The organism is Streptomyces sp. NPDC058000 (assembly GCF_042886435.1).
GTDB lineage: Bacteria > Actinomycetota > Actinomycetes > Streptomycetales > Streptomycetaceae > Streptomyces.
In genome coordinates this window covers 81,052-102,698 of the sequence record NZ_JBHVQS010000032.1, presented here as the reverse complement: position 1 = coordinate 102,698, position 21,647 = coordinate 81,052, and the positions used below count along the sequence as shown (strand labels likewise).

Sequence of the window (21,647 nt, the reverse complement as noted above, 5' to 3'; positions counted from 1 at the left end):
GACCAGATGATCCGCCGCGGCGCACACAAGAACGTGCAGGCCCTCGAAGCCGACATCCGCACATGGGTCAAGAACTGGAACGAGGACCCCAAGCCGTTCATCTGGACCAAGACGGCCGAGGAGATCCTCGACTCCCTCGCCCGTTTCTGCCGACGAATCTCCGGCGCAGGACACTAGCGTGAGATCCGCGGCTGCGATCGCAGCATCCGTACCGGTGCCCATCGCCAGTCCCAGGTCGGCCTGGGCCAGCGCGGCCGCGTCGTTGACGCCGTCGCCGACCATGGCCACGACCTTTCCCTGGCCCTGCAGCCGCTTGACCTCGGTGACCTTGTCCTCGGGACGGACCTCCCCTGAACTGCGTGGCCGGCACCATCGACAGCACCACCACCGGCACGGTCAGCGCCGCCGACGCCAGCAGCGTCCCGCAGCGCCCGCAGGTGGCGCTCCTCCTCGGCGGCCGGCTCCGCTCCCTCAGCCGCTGCGGCCTTCGTTTTCGCGACCTCTGGTCCCGCCGCGGCAGGTGGGGCGGGCACCGTGGCGCCGTACCCCATGTCCTTGACCACGGCGACCAGGTCCTGCGGCGTCACGTCATCGAGGTAGCCGCCACGGGCGGTGCCCGTGGCGAAGTTCACCGACGTACTCACCCCGGGCAGCTTGTTCAGCTTGCGCTCGATCCGTGCCGCGCACGAGGCACGTGTGCACGTCGACCAGTACTACCTGCGCGCCGACGCCATCGCCGCGGCGAACGCGCGGCTCATCGCCGCCCAGGCCCAGATCCCGATCGTGCAGTTCTGGGGCGACGGGCTGCTCGCCTCCGTGGACGGGCTGCGGTTCGTCGTCCCCGTGCGCACCGTGAGCGCGGCGCCGTCGCCGAAGTACCTCGGGTTCAAGCGCGGCATCACCTGGCTCAACGCCGTCAACGACCAGGTCGCCGGCATCGGGCAGATGGTCGTACCCGGCACCCCGCGCGACTCACTGCACATCCTGGACGCCCTGCTGAACCTGGACGGCGGCGTGAAGCCGGAGATGGTGGCGACCGACAACGCCTCGTACTCCGACATGGTGTTCGGCCTGTTCAAGATCCTCGGCTACAACTTCAGCCCCCGGTTCCGCGATCTGGACGACCAGCGGTTCTGGCGGGCCACGATGCCCGGCGTCGAGACCGGCAGCTACGGCGCGGTGGAGGACCTGGCCCGCAACCGCGTGAACCTGAACAAAGTGATCACGCACTGGCCGGACATGCTGAAGGTCGCCGGTTCCCTGGTCACCAACCAGGTCCGCGCCTACGACCTGCTGCGCATGTTCGGCCGCGACGGCCGCCCGACCCCGCTCGGGACGGCATTCGCGGAGTACGGGCGGATCGCCAAGACCGAGCACCTGCTGCGGGTCGTCGACCCGGTGGACGACACCTACCGCCGGCAGATGAACCGGCAGCTCACCGTGCAGGAATCCCGCCACAAGCTGGCGCGGGACGTGTGCCACGGCAAGCGCGGAACCATCCACCAGGCGTACCGCGACGGCATGGAGGACCAACTCGGCGCGCTCGGCCTGGTCCTCAACGCCATCGTGCTCTGGACAACCCGCTACATCGACGCCGCCGTCGCCCAGCTGAAAGCCGAGGGCCACGAGATCCGGGACGAGGACATCGCCCGGCTCTCCCCGCTCAAGCACCGCAACCTGAACCTGCTCGGCCGCTACGGCTTCACCGCCTCGACCCCGGCCGCCGGCGCCCTGCGCCCGCTGCGCGACCCGAATGCCCCAGAGCTGGACGAAGACGACGACGGCGGGCAGGAGCGAGTATCAGGAGCCGATCGGATCAATCCGTGACGGGCAGGCACTCGGCGAGCAGAGCGACGACGTCACGCCAGGCTCGCTGTGCGTGCCGTGGGTGGTAGCCGACGCCGGGACGCACGGTGTGGTCGACCGGTGGATGATGGAAGGCGTGCAGGGCGCCGCCGTAGACCACGAGGCGCCAGTCGACGCCCGCGGCCTGCATCTCGGCGGTGAACGCGTCCCGTTGTGCGGGCGCCATGATCGGGTCTTCCGACCCGACCCCGGCCCACACCGGGCAGCAGATGCGCGCCGCCTCGCCCGGTCGGCCCGTGATCAGCCCGTTGACTGTCGCGATCGCGCGCAGGTTGACGGCGTCGCGCCCGAGTTCCAGCGCGATGGCGCCCCCGGTGCCGTAGCCGACGGCGGCTATCCGGTCGGGGTCGGTTCGCGGTTCGGTGCGCAACACGTCGAGCGCCGCGTGGCCGATGCCTCGCATCCGGTCGGGGTCGGCGAGCAGGGGCATGCAGCGGGCCAGCATCTCCTCGGGGTTCCCCAAATAGCGCCCGCCGTGAAGGTCGAAGGCCAGCGCTACATATCCCAGCTCCGCGAGAGCATCGGCCCGGCGGCGCTCGACGTCGCTGAGCCCCGTGCCCTCTGGTCCGAGCAGCACCGCGGGCCGCCGGTCGACACCGGCCGGGAGTGCGAGGTGCCCGATCATCGTCAAACCGTCGGCCGGATACTCGACCGTGCGCGTCGTAATCGTTGTCATGAGTCTGGACGGTACTGACCGTTGCGCCCGCTCGGGGTGGTGTTCACCGATGGCAGACAGCAGTCTGTCCCGACTACAACACCCGGACGCGCCTGCTGCCTGTCGTCAAACGATTGTTTGACGACAGGCAGCCGACGCGTCCAATGAACCCGTGCAATCCGGGGGTTCACGGCGGCGCGAATCCAATCAGATCCGATGGTGATTGCTGACAGGGTTTGACGACAGATAGGGTCCGATCCTCCGTATGAAAGGGGGCCCTCGGTAGTGAACCTTGTCTACAAGCGGGTCTCGACCGACCAGCAGTCCACCGCCCGGCAGGACCTCGTCCTGGACGAGGCCGGGATCGAGGACCCGGTCGTCTTCGAGGAGGACGGCGGCACCTCCAGCCGCCTCCACCCCCTCCAGCGCCCCAAGTTCCGCGTGCTCCTCGACTACGCGCGGCCCGGGGACACCGTGCACATCTCCGAGATGTTCCGCCTCGTACGCGGCACCGGGCACATCCTCGACGTGCTCGACGTCCTCCACCGCGAACGCCTCGCCCTGCGCATCCACGACGGCGCGTTCTCCGCGATGGACCTCACCGCCCGCCACCCACGCACCGGAGAGCTGCTGTCCACGGTGAAGTTCATGGTGCAGACCCTCGCCGCCGCCGGCGAACTCCAACGCGACCTCCAGCGCGAACTGACCTACGACGGACTGCGCGCCGCCGAGTCCAAGGGCAGCAAGGGCGGACGCCGCCCCGCCGTGGCGGCCGCGAAGACCGATGACGTGCGCACCGCGTACCTGGAAGGCCGCTCGATCGCCGCCCTCGCCCGCGACCACGGCGTCAGCCGCGGGGCGATCCGCACCGCCGTCGCCGACCTCCTGCCCGACCACACCGCCAACGAGGACGACGCCCCCGCCCCGGAGGTGCCGGTCACCCTCGACATGCCAGGCAAGGTCGCCGACTTCCTCCGCACCACCGAGCTGGAGCCCGCCGAGCGCGCCGCGCTCGACCAGGGGGTGGCCGTACGGCGCGGCCAGGGCTACACCCTGCGCGTGACCGCCGTCCCCGCCGCACACCGGCGGCTCCTCGCCCGCTGCCAGCCGCTCGACGGCGGCCACGGCGTTCCGGCTGTTCCGGCCCAGCGCAAGGCCCGCCGCGAGTACGAGCACCGGGTCAGCACGCTCATGCCCTAACCATGATCGTTCTCACCGAAAACCGCTGTACCGATGTTCCCCGAGGCCGGACTACGGTTGCTCCGCATGACCCACACCGAGATCGAGATCACCGCGGAGTTGATCCGCGATCTGCTGCGCGAGCAGCACCCCGACCTGGCCGATCGCCCTTTGAAGCTCGGCGCGCGTGGCTGGGACAACCAACTGTGGCGGCTCGGCGACGACCTCGCCGTCCGGCTGCCCTGGGCGACGCAGTCCGCGGACGCGCTGCTGCGCAAGGAGCACGCCTGGCTGCCCCGCCTCGCCCCGCACCTTCCTCTGCAGATCCCCGTCCCGCAGCGCCTCGGTGAGCCCTCCGAACGGTTTCCGCGGCCCTGGCTCGTCACCACCTGGGTCCCGGGCGAGCCCGCCGACCGCGCCCCCGCGACGCGCCCTGCCGAGGCGGCCGTCGCCCTGGCTGCCTTCCTGACCGCTCTGCACCGCCCCGCCCCTGACGGGGCGCCCGCAGGCCGAGACCGCGGTGGCCCGCTGGCCGACACCGCCGAACACCTCACCCAAGGGCTCGCCTCGGCTACCGAGCTGGGGCTGATTCGCGACCCGGACGCCGTCCGCGCGGTCTGGGAAGACGCCGCCGCCGCGCCCGACTGGGCAGGCCCACGTCTCTGGCTCCACGGCGACCTGCATCCAGCCAACATCCTGACCACGAACGGCACCTTCTCCGGCGTGATCGACTTCGGCGACCTCTTCGCCGGCGACCCGGCCTTCGACCTCGCCGCCGCCTGGATCCTGCTGCCGGACGGCGCCGCCGACCTCTTCCACGAGACCTACGAGCCGGGCCCGGACACCGCGACCCTACGCCGCGCCCGCGGCTGGGCGGTGCTGCGCGCCCTCGCCGGCATCCACATCGGAGACGCCGGCGTCCAAGGCCGCCCCGGAGGCAAGCCCACCTGGGGCCCACCCGCCCACGCCGCACTGCGTCGCCTCACCGCATCAATCCACCAATGATCAAGGACCCCGGCCGGAGGCTAAATATCCAGCTGAATGTCTCAGCACCTCACCGGAGCATGGTCTGCGCGAACCCCCGCGGAGTCCGGCCTCGGGGAACATCGGTACCGCCGTTGGCGCCGAGATTGATCATGGTCGGCCAGCACACCGATCGACGCCCTCGTCGGGGTTTCGGCGAAAGGCAACCGGCGGGGTTCGACGCCCGGCTACGGTCCGGCCGTGCCGGTGGAGTTTCTGACTGATGAGCAGGCAGAACGGTCCGGGCGGCGTGGCGCCGGCCGGTGGCCGACGACTGACGGCTCACCTCTCGGGACCGAGCCAATCGAAAAGAGACCGGTACAGCTGCTGGACCGGCGCGGGGCGGTCGTCGCCATAGAGGTCGTCTGCGATCGGGTAGCCCCTGGCGTTGAGCAGATGGGTGAGCATCCGGTAGGAGGGTCGCGCCCGGGCCAGGGCGTCCGGGTCGATCTCCAGGTGCGTTCCCGGCACGCTGGGCAGCAGGTTGTCCCACTCGTAGACGGGGTCCAGGGAGACGATCACCCAGCGACCGGTACGCCGCTCGGCGCGGTACAGAAGCCGTGCGTGCGAGGTGAGGTCCGCCTGAACGCCGTTGAGCTCGCTACGCATGCGGATGGCGGCGGCCACCTCCACCAGGGCCCTCGCGCCGAGAACGTCCACGACGGGCGGGCCGAGGGTGTGGGTCGCGTTGTCGCCGCGGGCGGCCGTCTCGCGTGACGCGGCCACGAAGTCGGCGCCAGTGCCGCGAAACCAACTGAGGCGGATGGCCGCGTCGGCTGCCAGGCAATCCCGCATGTCCGACCACCAACCCCGATCACGGCTTCGGCGCTCGTGCAGGATCAGTTGTGACACCTCGGTGACGTCATCCATGAGTGGATCTTTCTACTGGACGGGTCCGCGGCGGCGCGCCCACTGCGGAGGATCGGCTCACTGGGTCCAGGGGGGCGGGAAGGTGGCGCCGCCGACAGTCGCCTTCATGCCGGCCGAAGTTACCGCCGTGACCCTCGCCGGGGCCTGCGCGGAGGCGTTGCGCAGCCGCAGGGCGGCATGGGCGGGGACGATGACGGCGTCTCCCGGCCCGGCGAGCACCTCCTCGCCCGCGATCCTGGCCGACACCTCACCGTCCAGGACGACGAAGACCTCTTCACGGTCCATCTGGTGTGGTTCGCTCTGTGCGCCCGGCGCCAACTCCAGTGACCATAGGGCTAGTTCGGTGCTACCTCGGGAGGGCACGGCAAGCGGACGGAAGGTGAAGCCGTCGCGGTCGAAGACCGGCGCACCGGCGAGGGTGGACAGGGGCATGGCGCTCCTTCAGGAGATATAGTCAACCCACTTGACCGCTTCACGGTATGTGGCACCCGGAAGCAAGTCAATCCAATTGACTAATTGAGGAGGAGCCGTGCCGACCAACCCCGATCTCACCGTTCGCCGCCCGGGGCAGGTGCCCCTGCTGCTGGCGATCGCCCACCGGGCAATGACCGACCACTTCCACAGCCGCCTGGCCGAACTCGGACGCGAACCGCTACGTCCCGCGCACGGCTACACCTTCCGCTACCTCGCCGGCCACCCGGGCGCCACCACCGTGGACCTCGCAGCCCACCTGGGCATCACCAAACAGGCCGCCTCCAAGGCCGTCGCGGAGCTCCAGAACTGGGGCTACGTGCAACGCCGGTCCCACCCCGTCGACAAGCGGGCCCAGTCACTCACCCTCACCGAGCGGGGCCACGAGTACGTGCGCCTCGCCGACCAGCTGTGGGTGGAGGCGGAACAGCGGTTCGCCGAGGTCATCGGCCCCGACCGCCTCGCCGCACTCGACCAGGACCTGCGCGCCTACATCGACCACGTCTACGGCGATCAGCCCGTCCCGTTGCGCCCGGTGTGGTGAGCTCACCGTCATGTCCCCGGCGTGGTCGGAAGCTGCGCCACAACGGTGGAGTGCTCCGGACGTAGATCGTGACCTTGCCCCCAGGGACACTGAGCCCGTCACATCTTGAACGTCACCTCTTGAACGTCGCAGGTCAACGTGGTTGGTATGACGGCGCGTTGAGGACCTCGGATCGGTCTGGGCCGTGAGCGCCGCACGGCGCCCCTCTGCCGTACCGGTTCAGCGGTGCTCTCGGCTCCCGTGCGGACGAGGAGGGCCCGCAGGAGCGCGGTTCCGCGATGTCGCCGGTGTCGTCCAGGCCGGCTCCGCAACGCTGACCCTCGCGGTCGTCACGATGCATACGGTCGAACGTCCCACGGCCGGACACGCCGGGCACGACACCGGCCGTCGGTCCGCACGGTTGAGCCCTCGCTCACGGCTGCGGCCCGGATGGCTCATCACGGCATGACGACACGCCAAGACGTGTCTGACCATGGCGGAATGACGGCACACCAGGAAGTCAGCCGGTCGGTGACGGACACCGACGGCCGCGTCATGGACTCCGCCTCTGCCTGGACGGCCGTGTGCTCCTTCTGGCGGCCGGCTTCCTTCTCCGGCGCCGGCCTGTACTCGGCCCGACGGGATTACGGCCCGGTGGCCGTCCGCCCCGCCTGCCGGCCGTGCGGACGGTGGCCCATACGGCCGCCGCCGCGCCAGAAACTCCTCCCCCGACTGTCGGTGCTGCGCGTGGAAGAACGCGCTCCGCCGTTGAGGTCCCAGGCAGTCCACGCAGCGCCCCCTCGCCGACCACGCATCACACCGACACGATCGCCACGAGGTGCTTTCCCTATGTCCACACACTCCAGACGCGCCCTGCTCGGCGCGGGTATCGCCGCCGCCGGCAGCGGACTGCTGGCCACCGGGGCCACCGCCCTGGACGCCAAAACCGGCAGGCATCGCTCCCGCGGCACTCCGCACCCCCCTGACGCGCACGACGGCCCCGGCTCGCCGGGACCCCACGGCCACAACGCCGCGTCGCACTATGTCTCTCCGCACGGTCCTGAGGTCATCAAAACGGAGAAGCACCGGGGGTCGGGCCCCGTACGCCGCTTCACGATGACCGCCAGCGCGGCCAAGTTCGACATCGGCGGCCGGATCGTCAACACCTGGGCGTATGGCGACCGGCTGCCCGGCAAGGAGATCCGGGTCGACGCGGGCGACAAGGTCGCCATGAGCTTCCACAACCGTCTCCCGCACTCCACCACCATCCACTGGCACGGGGTGCAGATCCGCAACGACATGGACGGTTCGCCCGACATCACCCAGCGCAGCGTGAAGGCCGGCCACTCCTTCGACTACACCTTCGCGGTCACCAGGCCCGGCACGCACTGGCTGCACCCGCACGTCGGCGTGCAGCTCGACCGCGGGCTGTACGCGCCCTTGATCGTCGAGGACCCCCGCGAGCCCCTCTCGTACGACCACGAATGGGTCGTCCTGATCGATGACTGGCTCGACGGGGTCGACGGAATGACTCCGGACGAGATGCTGGCCGAGCTGAACAAGAACAAGCCCGGTGGGGCCGGCGGCCACGGCGGCATGCAAAGACACGGCGGTCGGTCGGCGGCGGCCGCCGCGTCCCGGTGGCGGAGACGTGCCAGGCACCTGCTGTCCGACGACCCCTCAGACAGCGTGGATCATCCGTTCCACCTGATCAACGGCCGGGTGGCCAGGGACCGGGAGACCTTCCGCGCCAAACCCGGCGACCGCATCCGGATCCGCCTCATCAACGCGGCCGCCGCCACCGCCTACCGCGTCGCGCTCGGCGGTCACAACATGACCGTGACGCACACCGACGGCTACCCGGTGAAGCACAAGGAGACCGACAGCCTGCTCATCGCGATGGGCGAGCGCTTCGACGTCCTGGTCACCGCGAAGGACGGCGTCTTCCCGCTCACCGCGCTCTCCGCGGGCAGCAAAAACCAGACCGCGCAGGCCCTCCTGCGGACCGGTGACGGCGAGGCGCCCAACGAGAAGATCCGCCCGACGGAGCTCAGGAGCGGGGGGCTGAGCGCGGACAAGTTCAAGGCCGCGGCATCGGTACGGCTCTCGGACAGCAAGCCGGACCGCACCATCAAGATGGACCTCACCGGCTCCATGGAAGACTGGGACTGGGCGATCAACGGAAGGCCGTACACGGATACACAGCGGTACGCCGTGCACCAAGGGGAGCGGGTACGGATCACCTTCCACAACAAGACCACGATGTGGCACCCGATGCACCTGCACGGACACACCTTCGCGCTGCCCAACGGCGGCCCCCGCAAGGACACCACCATCGTCCTGCCGGACAAGAAGGTCTCCGTGGACTTCGACGCCGACAACCCTGGCCTGTGGATGCTGCACTGCCACAACGTCTACCACTCGGAGTCGGGGATGATGACCGTCATGGGCTACAAGTCGAGGCGATGACTCCGCCACTCCCGGCTGACCGGCTCCCGCGCGCCCAACCCCCGCTGCGAACGCGATCCCCGTAGCCACCCGGCCGTTCCCGGACTCGCCGCGGCCGTCTGCTGCTACCGGCGTTCCATCCACCTCACCACGAACTACAGCCGCTGGCCGGGCCTCCCCGAGGAGCCCGGCCAGCGGCCTTTCATTCCGACTGCGGGTCGAGCGGACTCCCGCGGCCTGGCCCCGATGAGGCCAACAGTGCCCCGGCCCGGACCGTGGTGCGGACGCCGGGCGACAGTGTCATTCCCCGTCGCCCCCGCCTACCGCGCGCACCGGGCCCTCCCCACCTTCCCGGCCTTCCCCGCCTGCCTTGCCTTCCTTGCCGCCGTTCCCTTCCCTGCCCTCCGAGCCTCTGCCCTTGTCCTCCGAGCCCCTGCCCTTGCCCTCGTCGTCTCCCCTGCCTTCTCTACCCTCCGAGCCCCTGCCCTTGTCCTCGTCGTCTCCCCTGCCTTCTCTACCCTCGGAGCCCCTTCCCCTGTCCTCGTCGTCTCCCTTGAGGACGACGCTGTTGTCGCAGCCCATGGACGAGCCCATCCGCGTGCTCTGAGCCCCGGGGGAACCCTCGCCGCCGAGCGCGTTACCCAGAACGCCGTTGAGGATCCCGACCTCGCCGAGGACGTCGACGTTCGTGTCGTGCGACCGGCACTGGGAGCCCTGCCTGACGTCGAACCCGATGTCGCCCCTCCCGCCATCCGCGTAGGCGGTGCCGGCGCAGAGGAAGCCAAAACCGCCGAGGGCGACGGACACGACGACGGTCTTCTGAAGCTTGCGCATTTCATCTCCGGTGGTCGAACGGATGCAATCCGTGATATGGCGACTTCGAACAGTTACGAGAGGCTAATATGAAAGACACCGCAAGCATTCGGCGACGCGCCGGATCCATCGCCGTCGCAATCGACCGGCCACCCCGGCCACGACCGGCGCGGACACTCCGCCCCAACGGCCCTACCTGGCGCCAACGAGAGCCTCAGCTGCGCATACGAGGCGGTGGACGAGCCAGTCTTGGGACACCTGGGCGACCAGCGCATATCTGGAGGCCGGACGCACTCCTGGTCCGCCACGACGCCCCGTGCCCGCCAGGGCGCTACTGACCGCCGCCGCCGACAACGGCACGACGCAGCTCGTCTCCTGCGTGCACGCCCGCGCTGGCAAGCGTCCGCCGATCTCCATCGGCGGCGTGAGCGAGGCCCAAGTCTCTGACATGCGGGCAGGGCCCGTGCCCTCAGCGACTGCCAACTGCAACCGTCGTGCGCGGCTGCGGAGAGGGGTCTTGTCGTACGTCCGCCGTATGGTGGGATGCGGCAGGATGTTTGATTACCGTCACAGGGGAAACGCGAGAGTCATGATGTCGTTCCTGAGCAAATTGAAGCGCCAGCGTGCCGAGTTGATAGAACAGCGCCGTATGGAGGCCACCATGGCAGCGGCCTCCCGGGGCGCCGGTCTTGAGGAGGCCAAGCGCGCGGGCGACCGGGCGGCGCGGGGCAACACCGACGTCGCCATCGCCTCGTCGGTCGCCTCCGCCGCGGCCTCGGGCGGCTGCTGACGCCCGGCCCCCTCACTCGCCCCGCAGTAGCGGCAGGCTCCGCCGCGTCCGCTCGTCGCCCGGCATACACACGAACAGCTTGACCCCGGGCGTGTCCAGGGCCGCCAGCTTCATGTAGTCGAAGGTCAGCCCCCGGCCTGGGGTGGTGGAAGGTGCGTCGGCTGCTGCCGAAGTCGCCAGGTGGTGGGCCTGCCACCACCTGGCGAACTCCTCGCTGCACGCGGAGAGTTCCTCGGTCAGCCGCTCCACGGCTACGACTACGCCGACACCCCGCTGTGGGCCGGCATCTACCTGCTTTTCCTCACCATCGGCAACCTCGCCACCGCTGACCTCACACAGATCACCCGTGCCGTGCCGTGCCGTGCCGTGAAGCGCAAGCTCAAGATGCTGCGGTACCGACCGGTGGTCATTGACGGCTGCCTCGCTGGCACCGACCTGGTCATGGACGCGTGAGCTGACCGGCCGAATGGCGATGGGCAGGTCGCGGTCGGAGCCCAAAGACGCTGGTCAGATACGAGGACGGGATGACGGAGAGCCTGCCTGCCGACGTAGCCGATGTGCTTGCGGCAGTCCTGAACGCGGACGATCCGGTTCATGTCGCGCTCCGAAGGCAGGTTCCACACCTCAGCGTGCGAGCGCGCTGCACATGCGGGTGCGATACCGCCTACTTCGAACTCGACACCAGCGAGGTCGAGCCCGCGCCCAGCGGCCCCAACACTGTCGTGGCGGCCGAAGCGCAGCAAATGATCTGGTCAGTGATGGAGTTGACGGGGTTCGGAGTGGCACGGGGGATTGCGTTGGGAGCTGCGCTGGCGGCGGCGCTCACGGCGTGCGGACGAGACCGACGCGTTCACCGGGCGGAACGCCGAGATCTTTATGCGCCTCGGCGGGACCCTGGTCCGCGTGGCGAGTAAGGGCCTTCCCGAAGGCGAGCCCTACGACGATTTCGCGAGGCCATTCGATCGGTAGTTGGGGCGAGGTAAGGAAAGTCATGCAGACGACTGGATCGATCTCCCTCGCTCTCTTCGTCGAGGTCATCGGCCGCCGCTAACCACCCGCACGACACACCGGTACATGCTCACCGCCCGCATCTCCGGGGACATCAACGCCGTCCTGGTCACCATCGTGTTCACACACGACGACATCTCCCTCGTCTCCAGCGTGCAGAGCCTGTGCCTGTTCACCATGGTGCTCGTCGCGCCACTGCTGATCCGCCTCGTGGGATGCTCCCGCCTCTGCTGAGAGGGGTGGATGGCTTCGCGATATTCAGCCCGGGGCTCATCGTCGCTGCCTCCGGTCATGCAGGGCACGCCAGTTCACGGCGGAGCACAAACCAGTGAGGTGCAATGCATCTCCACCAACTCGCCGACGAGATCGCCTGACGTGCCAGGGGCGCCGCCCCTAAGCTTGACGCTCGGACGAAGCGCACAGGGGGATGGTCTTGCTGTACTGCGAACGCCACGAGCTGCACAACTGCGCTGATTGTGCTCCGGAAGGCCGAACGGGACGTGTCGGCCACCGAATTGGCGGAGGCGACTCGATGTGGGCAGGTTGGCCAGAAGGCGCGATCATCATTCACGACCAGGGCAAGGCGCACCTACCTGGGTGTGCCCACCTGAGCGACAGTGTCATCCGGGCGCCGAAATTCGGTTGGGTGCCCGATCCCGCTCCGGGCGCTTGGCGACGACTGTCGGCGTCCAGCCCACTCCGGCCGACCGAAGGCAACGTACGCCTCGCCGGGGTCAGTCGTTGCGAAACGTGTGACGCTACGCAATAGGCCCTTCGCCTCGCTGGCTGAAGCGGTTCGGCGGCCCGTACCGTGGGAGTTACTTGGTCGGAGAAGTGGCGGCCTTCTTGATGTTCTGGACCGTGGTGCCGAAGGTGCGCATTCCGCTGACGATCTCGTTGAGGGATGTGGTGAAGAGGCGCTCGCGCTCCGCGTCGGTCCGGTGCGGGGCGTCCTTGGGCGGAGCGGTCGCCTCCTGGCAGTCCTGGGTCCCGTGGCGCACCTGGTTCAGGGCGTCGGACCAGTTCTTCTGGAGGCTCGGGTCCGGGACGGGGAAGTAGTCCCGGGCCTCCTCGACCCGCTGGCCCAGGGCGCCGCAGAGGCTGTGGAACGCTTTCTCGTCCAGCGCGACCGTCCCGTCCGCGTTGCGCTTACCCGAGGCGGACTTGAAGAGTTCGGAGTCCAGGGCGATCGAGGCGGCGTTGATCTGCTGTGCATGCCGGGTCCCGCCGTCGTTCAGCCAGGACGCCGCCTGCCAGGCTCGGGTCTCCGGTGCCTGCGCCGGCGGGGCGGGCCCGCGTTGTTTCCTGGCCGCATCGGCGGCGTCCTGCCACAGGCGGGAGTCGTCGGGGGCGGTTGCCTGGGTGAAGGTCACGGTGGCCAGCACCACCGCCGGTACGGCGAGCGCGAGGAGCGTGCCCGCTTTCAGGAGCATCGAGGGCGGGCGGACGGCCCCGCTCGATGCCGAGTCTGCCGCGTTGTCCGCGGTGGGCCGGCCGCGGATCCGGCGTACCGCCCACGCCAGACCCGCCCCCACCAACGCCGCGCAGGCCGATCCGAGGACGGCGTTGACGAGCGTGAGGGAGATGACCGGGCCGTCGATGATCAGGCCGTTGCGGGGGCGCCACCGGCACACGTCGGAGGCGGTGTTCAGCGGTCCCAGGCAGCCGTCGGCGGAGTAGAGCAGGAACACCTCGGCGTAGGCGAGCAGTTGGACGACCTGTGCGGCGAGCAGCGCCCGCAGCAGCCAGTGCCGGCGTGCCCGGGCGGCCACCACGGTGGCCGTCAGCAGGCAGGCCGCCAGGACCGTCACGATCACCCACCACATATGGATGAGGACGAAGGGGCCGGTCGGACCTTTCGGTGTCGCCGGCCGTGACTGGTTCATCACGAGTTGGGTCACGACCAGGCCGGCGCCGCACAGCAGGGCCCCGCCGAGGCCGGCGACGAGCGTCCGGCGCAGCCGCAGTCCGTTGCCTGTCACGCCCGTGCGCTGGAGCAGGGCGAGGGCCAGCGGTACCAGCCACATCAGCAGCGCGGCGGCCCCGACCAGGATCTCGCCGCTCAGCGGGGTGAGGACGATGAGGCCGGTGGTGAAGGCCGAGAGGTCCGGGCCGTAACTGTGCCAGTCGCCCGGGATCGTCCGGGCGTAGTACGCGGCCAGGCCCGCGCTTCGGTCGACGGCGCCGAAGGAGAGCGTCTCGCCCCCCATCTGCCACCACCGCAGCCCGGCCCACAGAACCGTCGCGGTCACCAGCGCGCAGCACCCCGTGGCCGTCCAGCGCTGTCCCCGCCGGGGCAGGGCGAGCGCCAGGCGCAGTGACTGGGACCACCACACCGCGGGCACGGCCGCGATGAGCAGGAACGCGAGCAGGTACTGGGGCCGCGGCAGCATCCAGTCGATCCGGTACTGGCCGCTGGAGACGAACTCGCCCAGCAGCAGGCCGAAGCCGAGCCAGAGGCCCGCCACGGTGGCGGACCGCCCGTCTCGGTCGGCCGTGCCCGAGGCCCGTACGAGTGGCAGGCCCAGGGCGAAGCAGAGCACCGGGGTCACCACGCCGACCGTGATCCAGAAGGTGCCCGGGCCGTCGGACAGGACCGGAAGCGTCATCAGGGACTGGTGCAGGAGTGCCGCCGAGATACCGGTGAGGAACATCGCCAGGGGGCTGACCCGGTCCAGGCGGTCGGCGTCGGCGAGTGCGCGTCGGCGCTCCTCCCACCGCGGGTGGGTCCCGAGCAGCGCGGTCAGCCGACGCAGCCACGGTGCCACGGACCCGGCGGGGTCGGGGCGCTGCCAGCCGGCGGCGTCCGCGCCCCAGGCGACTGCCCGGCGGTCGGCGAACAGTTCGCGCCGCCGCAGCAGATCGGCCCGGGCGAGGTGCACCAGCCCGGCCAGCAGCAGTCCGACCAGCACCGGGGCCACCAGCATGGCCGCGGCGCCGGGCCACCACGGGGACTTGGTGCCGGACAGTGCCAGGACGAGGATCCAGCCGGTCACGGCGAAGGTCGGGATCAGGGCGAGCAGGACGTAGGCCCGCCACAGGGCGGTACTGGCATAGGCGTAGTCCACGTCGCGGTGGTGCACATGGGCGAGTTCGTGCAGGACGACGGCGCGGAAGCCCTCGGGGTCGGTGCCGAGCCGGGGGAGCAGGCCGGAGTGCAGGGAGACGGTGTAGCTGCCGGAGCGGCCGTAGACGCTGGCGCCGGAGGTCGTCCGCGCCGGGTCGACGCGGAAGCGCAACCGCGCGCGGATGCCGGCGCGGTCGCACAGTGCGGTGAGCTCGGCCCGCAGTGTGCCGTCGGCGTCGACGGTTTCGAGCGGCACCATCCGGCGCCACCGCTCGCGGGCCGCCGGCAGCCACCAGTACAGTCCGGCCGCGAGGGCGAGCAGCACCAGGGTGGCGAGGGCGCCGCGGTACGGGACGAGGGTGTGGTCGCCGATGCACTTGTGCAGGGTGCCCGGCCGGCTCAAGGCTGTCAGGAGGTTCGCCAGATCGCTGCTGCCGGGGTCGAATCCGGCGGCGTACAGGCAGCCCGACGGGCCGTGCAGGGCCTCTCGGCCGTCGCGCAGGCCGAGGAGCGCCGGGGCGTCCTGGAGCAGCGTATCGAGCGTGGGGATGCTCGACGCCACGACGAGGACCATCAGCAGCGCGAAGCGGGGGCCGGTCCCGGTCGCGCTCCGGAGCGCGGCGAGGGCCTTCACGAGGTGGTGCCGGTGGTGCCGGTGGTGCCGGGGCGGTCCTCGTCGGCCGGCGCCGTCGCGATCCGCGCCACGACGCTGTCGGCCAGCGCCTCGGCGTCCCGGCGGTCGGCGCCCCGCTCGGTGGCCTGTTCCACGATGTGCGTTCTGACCAGCGCCAATTCGCCGGGATCCAGTGCGATCAGCGTGCGGTGCGCAGTGTCCGGTGCCCGGCGCAGCAGCTTGCGCGCGCCGGCCCGGCCGCGCGCCAACAGGCCCTCCGTGGCCCGGTCGACCGTGTGGCGGGCCGCCTGATCGAGGACGAGCCAGACCACCGGAGTGACCAGCGCGGACATTTCGGCATAGCCGAACCCGAGCGGTTCCCGCTGCTGCCCGCCCCCGGCGAGGGTGCGGACGACCCGGTCGTCGTCCAACGTCCGCAGGCTGTCGACGAGCGGTAACTCGTGGGCCGCGTGCTCTGCCACCACTTCGCGCACCAGATCGCGTACATACAGCACCGTTCAACCTCCTTACGTAGCAGTCCAGTTCCTTGCATTGCAGCACCAAAGGGGGAACGGAGGGTACCCCTGAGGGGACGCGATGACGGAACTGTGGCAACGGCGCGCGCCGGCGCGGACGAAGCCGTCACAGGACCAGCCCAGCGGCACACCGCGTACGACCGGCTGAGGCTCACTCCGGCGGAATCCCGACCGACACCGGTCCCCGGGCCTGTCACCGGCCCGGGGACCGGGGCACTCAGTAGCTACCGGAGTCGTAGCTGGAGCTGTTGTCGTAGCTCGACGTGTTGCTGCTCGAAGTGTCGTACGTGGGGGTGTGGCTGGTCGTGTCCTGGTGGTGAGTGACGTGGCGCTGTTGGCTCGTGTCGTGGTGGACGACGGCCGGTTCGGGGCTCGGGGGCTGCTCGGCGTACGTGCTCGGCGTCGTCCCGGAGTCCGTGAGCGGCGCCGCCTGGATGCTCTCGTCCGTGCGTCGCCTGGCGGCCTCGTCCTGCCGCCTCCTCTCGGCCTCGGGTCTAGTGCAACTCTTCCCGTGCCAACGGCGTCAAGTGCCGTGCGTCTCCCGCCAGTTCCCTCAAACAGCGATCAGCGAATCAGAAGCCCATCCGTTTCGTATCGATAGAAATCGATAGAAATCGACAGAAGAAGCCGAGCCTCTTCGGCGCGTACGACGCCAACAGGTTCTCGTCCACATCAACGCGCTGAGGCGCCCGGCCATGGTGCTCGGCCGGGCGCCGGGTACTACAGCCCCACGTAGGCCGTGGGTGAGTCGTGTCTCTGTGACTGCGGGGCGTTGCGATCCGCGTTGCGGCTCTACAGTCGTTCGAGGGTCAGCCGCCGAAGTTCGTGGCGTGATGGGCGACCCATTCGGCGTAGTTGCGGGCGGGGTGCCCGGTGACCTGCTCGATGGTCGGCAGGACGGGGGTCGGTTCCGTCTGGGCGGCGGCGAGTTGGTCCAGGAGGAAGTCGGCGGCAGGGGGCGGCAAGTGGTCGAGCAGCCCTCGGCGGACGTCATCGCGGGGCACCTCTTCGAAGCGGGTCGAGAGGCCGAGGGTCTCGCCGATGATGCGGACCCGGTCGATCTGGCTGAGTGCCTGCGGTCCGGTGAGTTCGTAAGCCGTTCCTGGTTGCGGGGTGAGCAGGGCGTGTGCGGCGACCGCGGCGATGTCGCGCTCGTCGACCGGGGCCATGGCGGCGCTGCCGTATACGCCTCGTACGGTTCCGCCGTGCCTGATCTGGTGGGTCCAGCCGAGGTCGTTGGCCATGAAGACGGTGGGGCGAACGAAGGTCCAGGACATCCCGGAGGCGGCGACGGCCTGTTCGCAGGCGAGGTGCCGCTCGCCGATCCAGCCGGGCTGAGAGAACGTGACGGAATCCGAGGAGAGCAGCACGATGTGTCGCGTACCGACCTCCTCGGCACTGGCGAGGAAGCCTTCGAGGGCGCCGAAGACGGGGAACAGGAATGCGCGGTCCACGTCTTGCAGGGCGGCGGGCAGGGTTTCGGGGCGGGTGAGGTCTCCGCAGACGATCTCAACGCTGTCGGGCAGGCTGGTGGTGGCGGGGTCTCGGGTGAGGGCGCGTACCTTCTCCCCTGCATTGATCAGCTCGCGCACGAGGTTGCGGCCGACGTTTCCGTTGGCACCGGTGACCAGGATCATGAGCGTTGTCTCCTTGTGTGTGTCTGTGCGTGCGGAGCTGGTAGTGGAGGCCGGATGACGACGGGCGGCGTGCGGTGCTGACGCGAGGGTGACGTGACCAGGCAGACCGACGGCACATCGAAGCTCCGGTTCGGCAAGGCGACTTGATCTCTCGCCCGTTCCAACCGGAGCTTCGGTGCGTACAGGACGGGCCGGAGCACAGGCATCGCACCACCGCTCCCTGCAACTATCCGCTACCGCCAGGACTTTGAAGCAGCCCAGTGAGGGGAACCGATGCGATGGTCACCAGCTGCTGGGACCCACCAGCTTGCGGATCCCCGGCAGCGCCGCCTCCAGCACTGTGGGGAACCACGCCGAGAACGTCGCGTTCTCCCGCAGCTCCGCCAACTCCTCCGCCGTCACGAACGCGACCTCCCCGACCTCCTCGGCATCAGGCCGCGGCACCTGCGAGACCTGACCCACGAACAGGTGGTTGTACTCCTGCTCCACAAGCCCGGACGCCGGGTCGGGATGGTTGTAGCGCACCGTTCCCGCCTCCTGGAGCAGCGAGGGGGCGACGCCCAACTCCTCCCCGGTGCGGCGGGCCGCCGCCACGAAGGGGGGTTCGCCCGGGTAGGGGTGGCCGCAGCAGGTGTTCGACCACACGCCGGGGGAGTGGTACTTACCCAGTGCCCTGCGTTGCAGCAGCATCCGACCGTCGGAGTCGAAGAGGAACACCGAGAACGCCCGGTGAAGCCGCCCTGGCGGCTGGTGCGCCGACAGTTTCTCCGCGGTGCCGATCGTGGTGCCCTCCTCGTCCACCAGCTCAAGCATGATCGAGGCTGACGCTCCGGTCGGCGAGGGGTCGGCCGGAGACTCACCGGCACGCTGAGTGAACGGGCTGATCGGCATGAGCTTCCTTCGTGTGGTCGATCCGCAGCGGAATGGCTGACTGGTTGATGGTCGGATGCACCGGTTGTGCGGAAAGCCGAATGCCCAATGCGTCTCAGCTGCCGCTGCGTCTTTCGTTGCACCCTGTTTGTCGCGGTCCGAGACGGACGCTGTTCCACGCTCCGTGACGCAGCGTCCGTCTCTTCGGCGGCATGCCCTGCCGGCTCCAGCTGGAAGGCGCAACAAGCCGAAACGGCCAGCGACTTGAACCAGCGAGCCGATATGAAATGCCGAGGCTAGGCGGAGTGCTCCTCCGGCGGGTCCGCCAAGTGCATGGCGTTCACGATCTCGGGCTTCCAGTGGTAGAACGGTTCCAGCTTGTAGTAGGTCCCGCGAGCCGACAGCGTAGTCGCGTAAATGCACTTCCGGTCAGTGCCGGCGAACGGAACCCGCTGCGCGAGCCGCGTGATGGTCGGCCCCAGGGTGGTCGGCACGAGCTCGGGTTCCGGAACGAGCACGGGGAAACACACGCGGTCGATCTTCGAAGAATCCCAGGAGAACGTGAAGTACACCGCGAAAGCCTTCGCGCACAGGTCCAGTTCGTCCTCGGTCGGCTCGGGAATTCCGAGTTCGCGCATCAACTCCCGGACCCGCTCCGGCGCAAACGTGCCGGCCGGCAAGCCGTCAAAGTAGATGTTCAGTGTGTGGGAGGTGTAGTCGACCGCGAACAGGCTGGCCGCGTGCAGTCCGTAGCGCGCCAGCACGTCGAGATTGTCCGCAACCGCACGCGGCATCGAGTCCAGCTTCGACAACTCATCAAGCGGCTGCGGCCGGCTGCTCGGGAAGAAACACCAGATCTTCTGGAAGCCGGCGGCTATCTCGAAATCTCCCCCGGTCCCCTCGATCGGAAACTGCTTCTTGACGTCCCAGAAAAGCCGCTCCGCGGGATGGTCGCCGCGCTCCACCATCCCTGCGGCCAGAGCGGTTTCCAACGGGTCCAGGTCGCCGGTGTACTTGATGTACCGGTAACCCAGCAGCTTCTCACGACGCGCGCCGGTGGCGATGCGCAAGGCAACCGAGGCGTCGGTGAACGCCGGCTCGAACGCCGCCAACGCCGCCTTGACCTTGTCGGACTCCAGCGGAAGATTCAGCAGCTGGGCGGATTGCTCGATGGCGGAATAGATCTCACTGATTTCTACGGTGTTGGTCACTTCGTCCTCTCCATGGCTTGGTGGTCAGTGCCACCCGGCTGCGGGCGGTGATGCCGAAGCGGGGTGAATTGCGTTATGTCGTAATCGCGGCGCAGGCGCTCGATTTCCTCCGGGTCCGGCGGTCCGGGCGCGGCGAAGATCTCCGCCAGCTGCTCGAAGTAGACCTCGTGGTGGGGCGACGGGCTGACGGTGAAGAGCACGCGCGCCGGCGCGTTGGTGCGATTCGCGAATGCGTGCGGGCAGCCCTGCGGGACGAACGCGACACTGCCCGCAGTGGCCCGCGCCGGGCGGTCTCCGGCGGCGGACTTCCAGTCAGTCCAGTCCGTCGCGGTGTAGCGCTCCGGCTCGAAGGCGAAGATCTCCAATTCGCCTTCGAGCACGCAGAACAGTTCCTCGGAGCGTTGGTGCAGGTGCGCACCGACATCGAAGCCTGGCGGCACGACGACTTCGAAGACCGACGCACTTGAGCCGTCTGCGCCCGTCACCTTGAAGGTGATCTCCTGCGCAGGCGTGATCAGTGTCCGCCCGCCCCCAGGACCGACGAAAATGCCATCCACTCGGTACCTCACTCGCTTCTGTGGCCTGGCTGGCCATGTCCGTTCTGGCTACACCCAGGTGCCGACTGTCATCTCCGCGGTGATGCCTGGGCCGAAGCCGGCCAGCAGCCCCTTGTGGCCGGCGGCCGCGCTCTCTTCGTCGAACAGTCGGCGCAGCGCGTCGAGCACGACCGCGCTGGCGATGTTCCCGTACTCGGTGAGCGTCGCCCAGCTGTGCCGGAAGACCGTGCGGTCGACGCCGAGGTACTTGGCGAGGTCGTCCAGGATGCGGGGGCCGCCGGCGTGGATGACGTAGAAGTCGAGGTCACCGGCGTCCCAACCGTGGCTCGCGGCGAGCTCGCGCAGCACCGGGGCGAGAGGCTCCATCGTGCCAGGGACCCGGCGGTCGAGCTGGAAGTGGAACCCGGTGTCGCGTACGGCGTAGGAGATCCAGTCCTCGGTGTTCGGAATGAGGTACGAGGCGTTGCGCTCCAACTGCACGCCGGAGATGCCGTCGGCGCCGCGGCCCCGCATCACGGCGGCCGCGACCGCGTCGCCGAACAGCCCGTCGGACAGCAGCGAGCCGACGTCGTCGGCGTCGGGCTGGTAGCACAGGGAGCACAGCTCGCAGGAGACGATCAGCACATTGCTGTCGGGGTGGGCCATGCAGAAGTCGTGGGCGCGGTTGATCGCCGCGCCGCCCGCCGCGCAGCCCAGCTGTGCGATCGGCAGCTGCCTGGTGTCGTACCGGAACCCCATGGTGTTGATCAGCCATGCGGTCAGCGAGGGCATCAGGAACCCGGTGCACGACACGTAGATGATCGCGTCGATGTCCTCGGCCTTCAACCGTGCGTTCGCCAGGGCCTCTTCGATGACTTCCGGGCAGCGCTTCTGCGATTCGATCTCGTAGATGCGGTTGCGTTCCTCGAAGCCCGGGTGGTTCAGGGTCTGCTCGATGGGCTGGACCAGGTGTCGCTTCTGCACTCCGGTGTTCTGTATCAGCCGGAGTGCGAGGGGAAGTTGGGGCTTGCCCGCATGTGCTTTCTTGGCGAACTCCAGGGTCTCTTCCATGGTGATGACGTGTTCCGGAACAGCGACGGCAGGCCGGCACAATATGGCCAATTGAATCTCCCTTGCATTGCCCCAAGAGCACCATGAGCCGATTCGCGGACGTGGGCCTGCTTCGTGAGTGACAGCCGGAGGCGAGGTTTTCGGCGATGCGGTCGCCGAGCCGGGCGGTGAGGGCGCACGCTCATGTCGTCGGTGCGCACGGCGTTGGGCGCGGCGACGCAAAGGGCGAACGAGAGTTCACGGGGGTCGCAGCACATAGTTGACTTGCCCTCAACTCGCCCGCCTAGTTTTGGACATCAGGGGACCGGTGTCAACAGTTTGTTGATCTTTGCCGTCGCGGTTGCCGCGGGCATGTGCGGCATGCCAGATATGGGTCGAACTCGCAGGTTTTTGGGCCCGGTTGACGCTGAACGGCGTCGGTCGCACGCGGTCGATCTGTTCGATCAGGGCATGCGGCAGA

General features: G+C 69.2%; 19 protein-coding genes and 2 pseudogenes. 8 read left to right on the top strand and 13 right to left on the bottom strand.

Annotated elements, in window-relative coordinates; genetic code table 11:
- Nucleotides 1–171 precede the first annotated feature (171 nt).
- Nucleotides 172–348, bottom strand: a pseudogene (locus tag ACFVT2_RS26885) (HAD family hydrolase); the annotation flags it as partial.
- 351 nt (nucleotides 349–699) lie between these two features.
- Between ACFVT2_RS26885 and ACFVT2_RS26880 the strand changes: the two are divergent.
- Nucleotides 700–1,827 (top strand): annotated as a pseudogene (locus ACFVT2_RS26880) (transposase); the annotation flags it as partial.
- Here the strand turns inward: ACFVT2_RS26880 and ACFVT2_RS26875 are convergent.
- Entirely contained in the window at nucleotides 1,817–2,542 is a 726-nt protein-coding gene (locus ACFVT2_RS26875) for a dienelactone hydrolase family protein (RefSeq protein WP_390021983.1), read from the bottom strand. The pseudogene ACFVT2_RS26880 and the gene ACFVT2_RS26875 overlap by 11 nt on opposite strands.
- A 264-nt stretch (nucleotides 2,543–2,806) precedes the next feature.
- Here ACFVT2_RS26875 and ACFVT2_RS26870 point away from each other — a divergent pair, with 264 nt between their 5' ends.
- Nucleotides 2,807–3,721: a recombinase family protein gene (locus ACFVT2_RS26870; RefSeq protein WP_390021982.1), complete on the top strand. Its 915-nt coding sequence runs from the start codon at nucleotides 2,807–2,809 to the stop codon at nucleotides 3,719–3,721.
- 66 nt (nucleotides 3,722–3,787) lie between these two features.
- Entirely contained in the window at nucleotides 3,788–4,705 is a 918-nt protein-coding gene (locus ACFVT2_RS26865; protein WP_390021980.1) for an aminoglycoside phosphotransferase family protein, read from the top strand.
- 300 nt (nucleotides 4,706–5,005) lie between these two features.
- On the opposite strand, the gene ACFVT2_RS26860 is transcribed toward ACFVT2_RS26865, so the two are convergent.
- Together ACFVT2_RS26860 and ACFVT2_RS26855 are read right to left on the bottom strand one after the other, a co-directional pair.
- Nucleotides 5,006–5,593, bottom strand: coding sequence for a nuclear transport factor 2 family protein (locus tag ACFVT2_RS26860; RefSeq protein WP_390021979.1), 588 nt, complete (start codon nucleotides 5,591–5,593; stop codon nucleotides 5,006–5,008).
- A 57-nt stretch (nucleotides 5,594–5,650) separates the two neighbouring features.
- Nucleotides 5,651–6,025, bottom strand: a complete 375-nt coding sequence (locus ACFVT2_RS26855) for a cupin domain-containing protein (protein ID WP_390021978.1) — start codon at nucleotides 6,023–6,025, stop codon at nucleotides 5,651–5,653.
- 97 nt (nucleotides 6,026–6,122) lie between these two features.
- Between ACFVT2_RS26855 and ACFVT2_RS26850 the strand changes: the two genes are divergently transcribed.
- Both ACFVT2_RS26850 and ACFVT2_RS26845 read left to right on the top strand, forming a co-directional pair.
- On the top strand, nucleotides 6,123–6,608 hold the full coding sequence (locus ACFVT2_RS26850) for a MarR family winged helix-turn-helix transcriptional regulator (RefSeq protein WP_390021976.1): 486 nt from the start codon (nucleotides 6,123–6,125) through the stop codon (nucleotides 6,606–6,608).
- Between the two features lie 828 nt (nucleotides 6,609–7,436).
- Nucleotides 7,437–9,056 carry a multicopper oxidase family protein gene (locus ACFVT2_RS26845; protein ID WP_390021975.1) on the top strand — a complete coding sequence of 540 codons (1,620 nt, stop codon included), beginning with the start codon at nucleotides 7,437–7,439 and terminating at the stop codon, nucleotides 9,054–9,056.
- A gap of 279 nt (nucleotides 9,057–9,335) precedes the next feature.
- On the opposite strand, the gene ACFVT2_RS26840 is transcribed toward ACFVT2_RS26845, so the two are convergent.
- Nucleotides 9,336–9,869 (bottom strand): hypothetical protein, encoded by a 534-nt coding sequence (locus tag ACFVT2_RS26840; RefSeq protein WP_390021974.1) that lies wholly within the window; start codon nucleotides 9,867–9,869, stop codon nucleotides 9,336–9,338.
- Between the two features lie 640 nt (nucleotides 9,870–10,509).
- Between ACFVT2_RS26840 and ACFVT2_RS26835 the strand changes: the two genes are divergently transcribed.
- Complete coding sequence (locus ACFVT2_RS26835; protein WP_390021973.1) at nucleotides 10,510–10,638, top strand: hypothetical protein; 129 nt, start codon at nucleotides 10,510–10,512, stop codon at nucleotides 10,636–10,638.
- 12 nt (nucleotides 10,639–10,650) lie between these two features.
- Here ACFVT2_RS26835 and ACFVT2_RS26830 read toward each other — a convergent pair whose 3' ends face one another.
- Nucleotides 10,651–10,887, bottom strand: coding sequence for a hypothetical protein (locus tag ACFVT2_RS26830; RefSeq protein ID WP_390021971.1), 237 nt, complete (start codon nucleotides 10,885–10,887; stop codon nucleotides 10,651–10,653).
- Here ACFVT2_RS26830 and ACFVT2_RS26825 point away from each other — a divergent pair.
- The gene (locus ACFVT2_RS26825) at nucleotides 10,819–11,091 is read left to right on the top strand and encodes a hypothetical protein (RefSeq protein ID WP_390021986.1); all 273 of its coding nucleotides are present in this window, start codon (nucleotides 10,819–10,821) and stop codon (nucleotides 11,089–11,091) included. The genes ACFVT2_RS26830 and ACFVT2_RS26825 overlap by 69 nt on opposite strands.
- A 621-nt stretch (nucleotides 11,092–11,712) precedes the next feature.
- Complete coding sequence (locus ACFVT2_RS26820; RefSeq protein WP_390021970.1) at nucleotides 11,713–11,880, top strand: hypothetical protein; 168 nt, start codon at nucleotides 11,713–11,715, stop codon at nucleotides 11,878–11,880.
- A gap of 584 nt (nucleotides 11,881–12,464) precedes the next feature.
- On the opposite strand, the gene ACFVT2_RS26815 is transcribed toward ACFVT2_RS26820, so the two are convergent.
- The 7 genes from ACFVT2_RS26815 to ACFVT2_RS26785 form a co-directional block, all read right to left on the bottom strand.
- Nucleotides 12,465–15,347 (bottom strand): M48 family metalloprotease, encoded by a 2,883-nt coding sequence (locus tag ACFVT2_RS26815; RefSeq protein ID WP_390021969.1) that lies wholly within the window; start codon nucleotides 15,345–15,347, stop codon nucleotides 12,465–12,467.
- On the bottom strand, nucleotides 15,344–15,841 hold the full coding sequence (locus ACFVT2_RS26810) for a hypothetical protein (protein WP_390021967.1): 498 nt from the start codon (nucleotides 15,839–15,841) through the stop codon (nucleotides 15,344–15,346). Before ACFVT2_RS26810 ends, ACFVT2_RS26815 begins: the two co-directional genes overlap by 4 nt.
- Nucleotides 15,842–16,671: 830 nt before the next feature.
- Nucleotides 16,672–17,499, bottom strand: coding sequence for an NAD(P)H-binding protein (locus ACFVT2_RS26805; RefSeq protein WP_390021966.1), 828 nt, complete (start codon nucleotides 17,497–17,499; stop codon nucleotides 16,672–16,674).
- Nucleotides 17,500–17,781: 282 nt separating this feature from the next.
- Nucleotides 17,782–18,390, bottom strand: a complete 609-nt coding sequence (idi, locus tag ACFVT2_RS26800) for an isopentenyl-diphosphate Delta-isomerase (RefSeq protein ID WP_390021965.1) — start codon at nucleotides 18,388–18,390, stop codon at nucleotides 17,782–17,784.
- A 275-nt stretch (nucleotides 18,391–18,665) separates the two neighbouring features.
- Entirely contained in the window at nucleotides 18,666–19,580 is a 915-nt protein-coding gene (locus ACFVT2_RS26795; protein WP_390021963.1) for an aromatic prenyltransferase, read from the bottom strand.
- On the bottom strand, nucleotides 19,577–20,137 hold the full coding sequence (locus tag ACFVT2_RS26790; RefSeq protein WP_390021962.1) for a cupin domain-containing protein: 561 nt from the start codon (nucleotides 20,135–20,137) through the stop codon (nucleotides 19,577–19,579). The genes ACFVT2_RS26795 and ACFVT2_RS26790 overlap by 4 nt, the downstream gene beginning before the upstream one ends.
- A gap of 48 nt (nucleotides 20,138–20,185) precedes the next feature.
- Nucleotides 20,186–21,238 carry a type III polyketide synthase gene (locus ACFVT2_RS26785; protein WP_390021961.1) on the bottom strand — a complete coding sequence of 351 codons (1,053 nt, stop codon included), beginning with the start codon at nucleotides 21,236–21,238 and terminating at the stop codon, nucleotides 20,186–20,188.
- Nucleotides 21,239–21,647 lie beyond the last annotated feature (409 nt).

Bases quoted from the DNA above. Each gene is read 5' to 3' on its own strand.
- idi (WP_390021965.1), bottom strand. From the start codon at position 18,390: ATGCCGATCAGCCCGTTCACTCAGCGTGCCGGTGAGTCTCCGGCCGAC.
- ACFVT2_RS26845 (WP_390021975.1), top strand. From the start codon at position 7,437: ATGTCCACACACTCCAGACGCGCCCTGCTCGGCGCGGGTATCGCCGCC.
- ACFVT2_RS26855 (WP_390021978.1), bottom strand. From the start codon at position 6,025: ATGCCCCTGTCCACCCTCGCCGGTGCGCCGGTCTTCGACCGCGACGGC.
- ACFVT2_RS26875 (WP_390021983.1), bottom strand. From the start codon at position 2,542: ATGACAACGATTACGACGCGCACGGTCGAGTATCCGGCCGACGGTTTG.
- ACFVT2_RS26820 (WP_390021970.1), top strand. From the start codon at position 11,713: ATGCTCACCGCCCGCATCTCCGGGGACATCAACGCCGTCCTGGTCACC.
- ACFVT2_RS26860 (WP_390021979.1), bottom strand. From the start codon at position 5,593: ATGGATGACGTCACCGAGGTGTCACAACTGATCCTGCACGAGCGCCGA.
- ACFVT2_RS26835 (WP_390021973.1), top strand. From the start codon at position 10,510: ATGGCAGCGGCCTCCCGGGGCGCCGGTCTTGAGGAGGCCAAGCGCGCG.
- ACFVT2_RS26865 (WP_390021980.1), top strand. From the start codon at position 3,788: ATGACCCACACCGAGATCGAGATCACCGCGGAGTTGATCCGCGATCTG.
- ACFVT2_RS26840 (WP_390021974.1), bottom strand. From the start codon at position 9,869: ATGCGCAAGCTTCAGAAGACCGTCGTCGTGTCCGTCGCCCTCGGCGGT.
- ACFVT2_RS26805 (WP_390021966.1), bottom strand. From the start codon at position 17,499: ATGATCCTGGTCACCGGTGCCAACGGAAACGTCGGCCGCAACCTCGTG.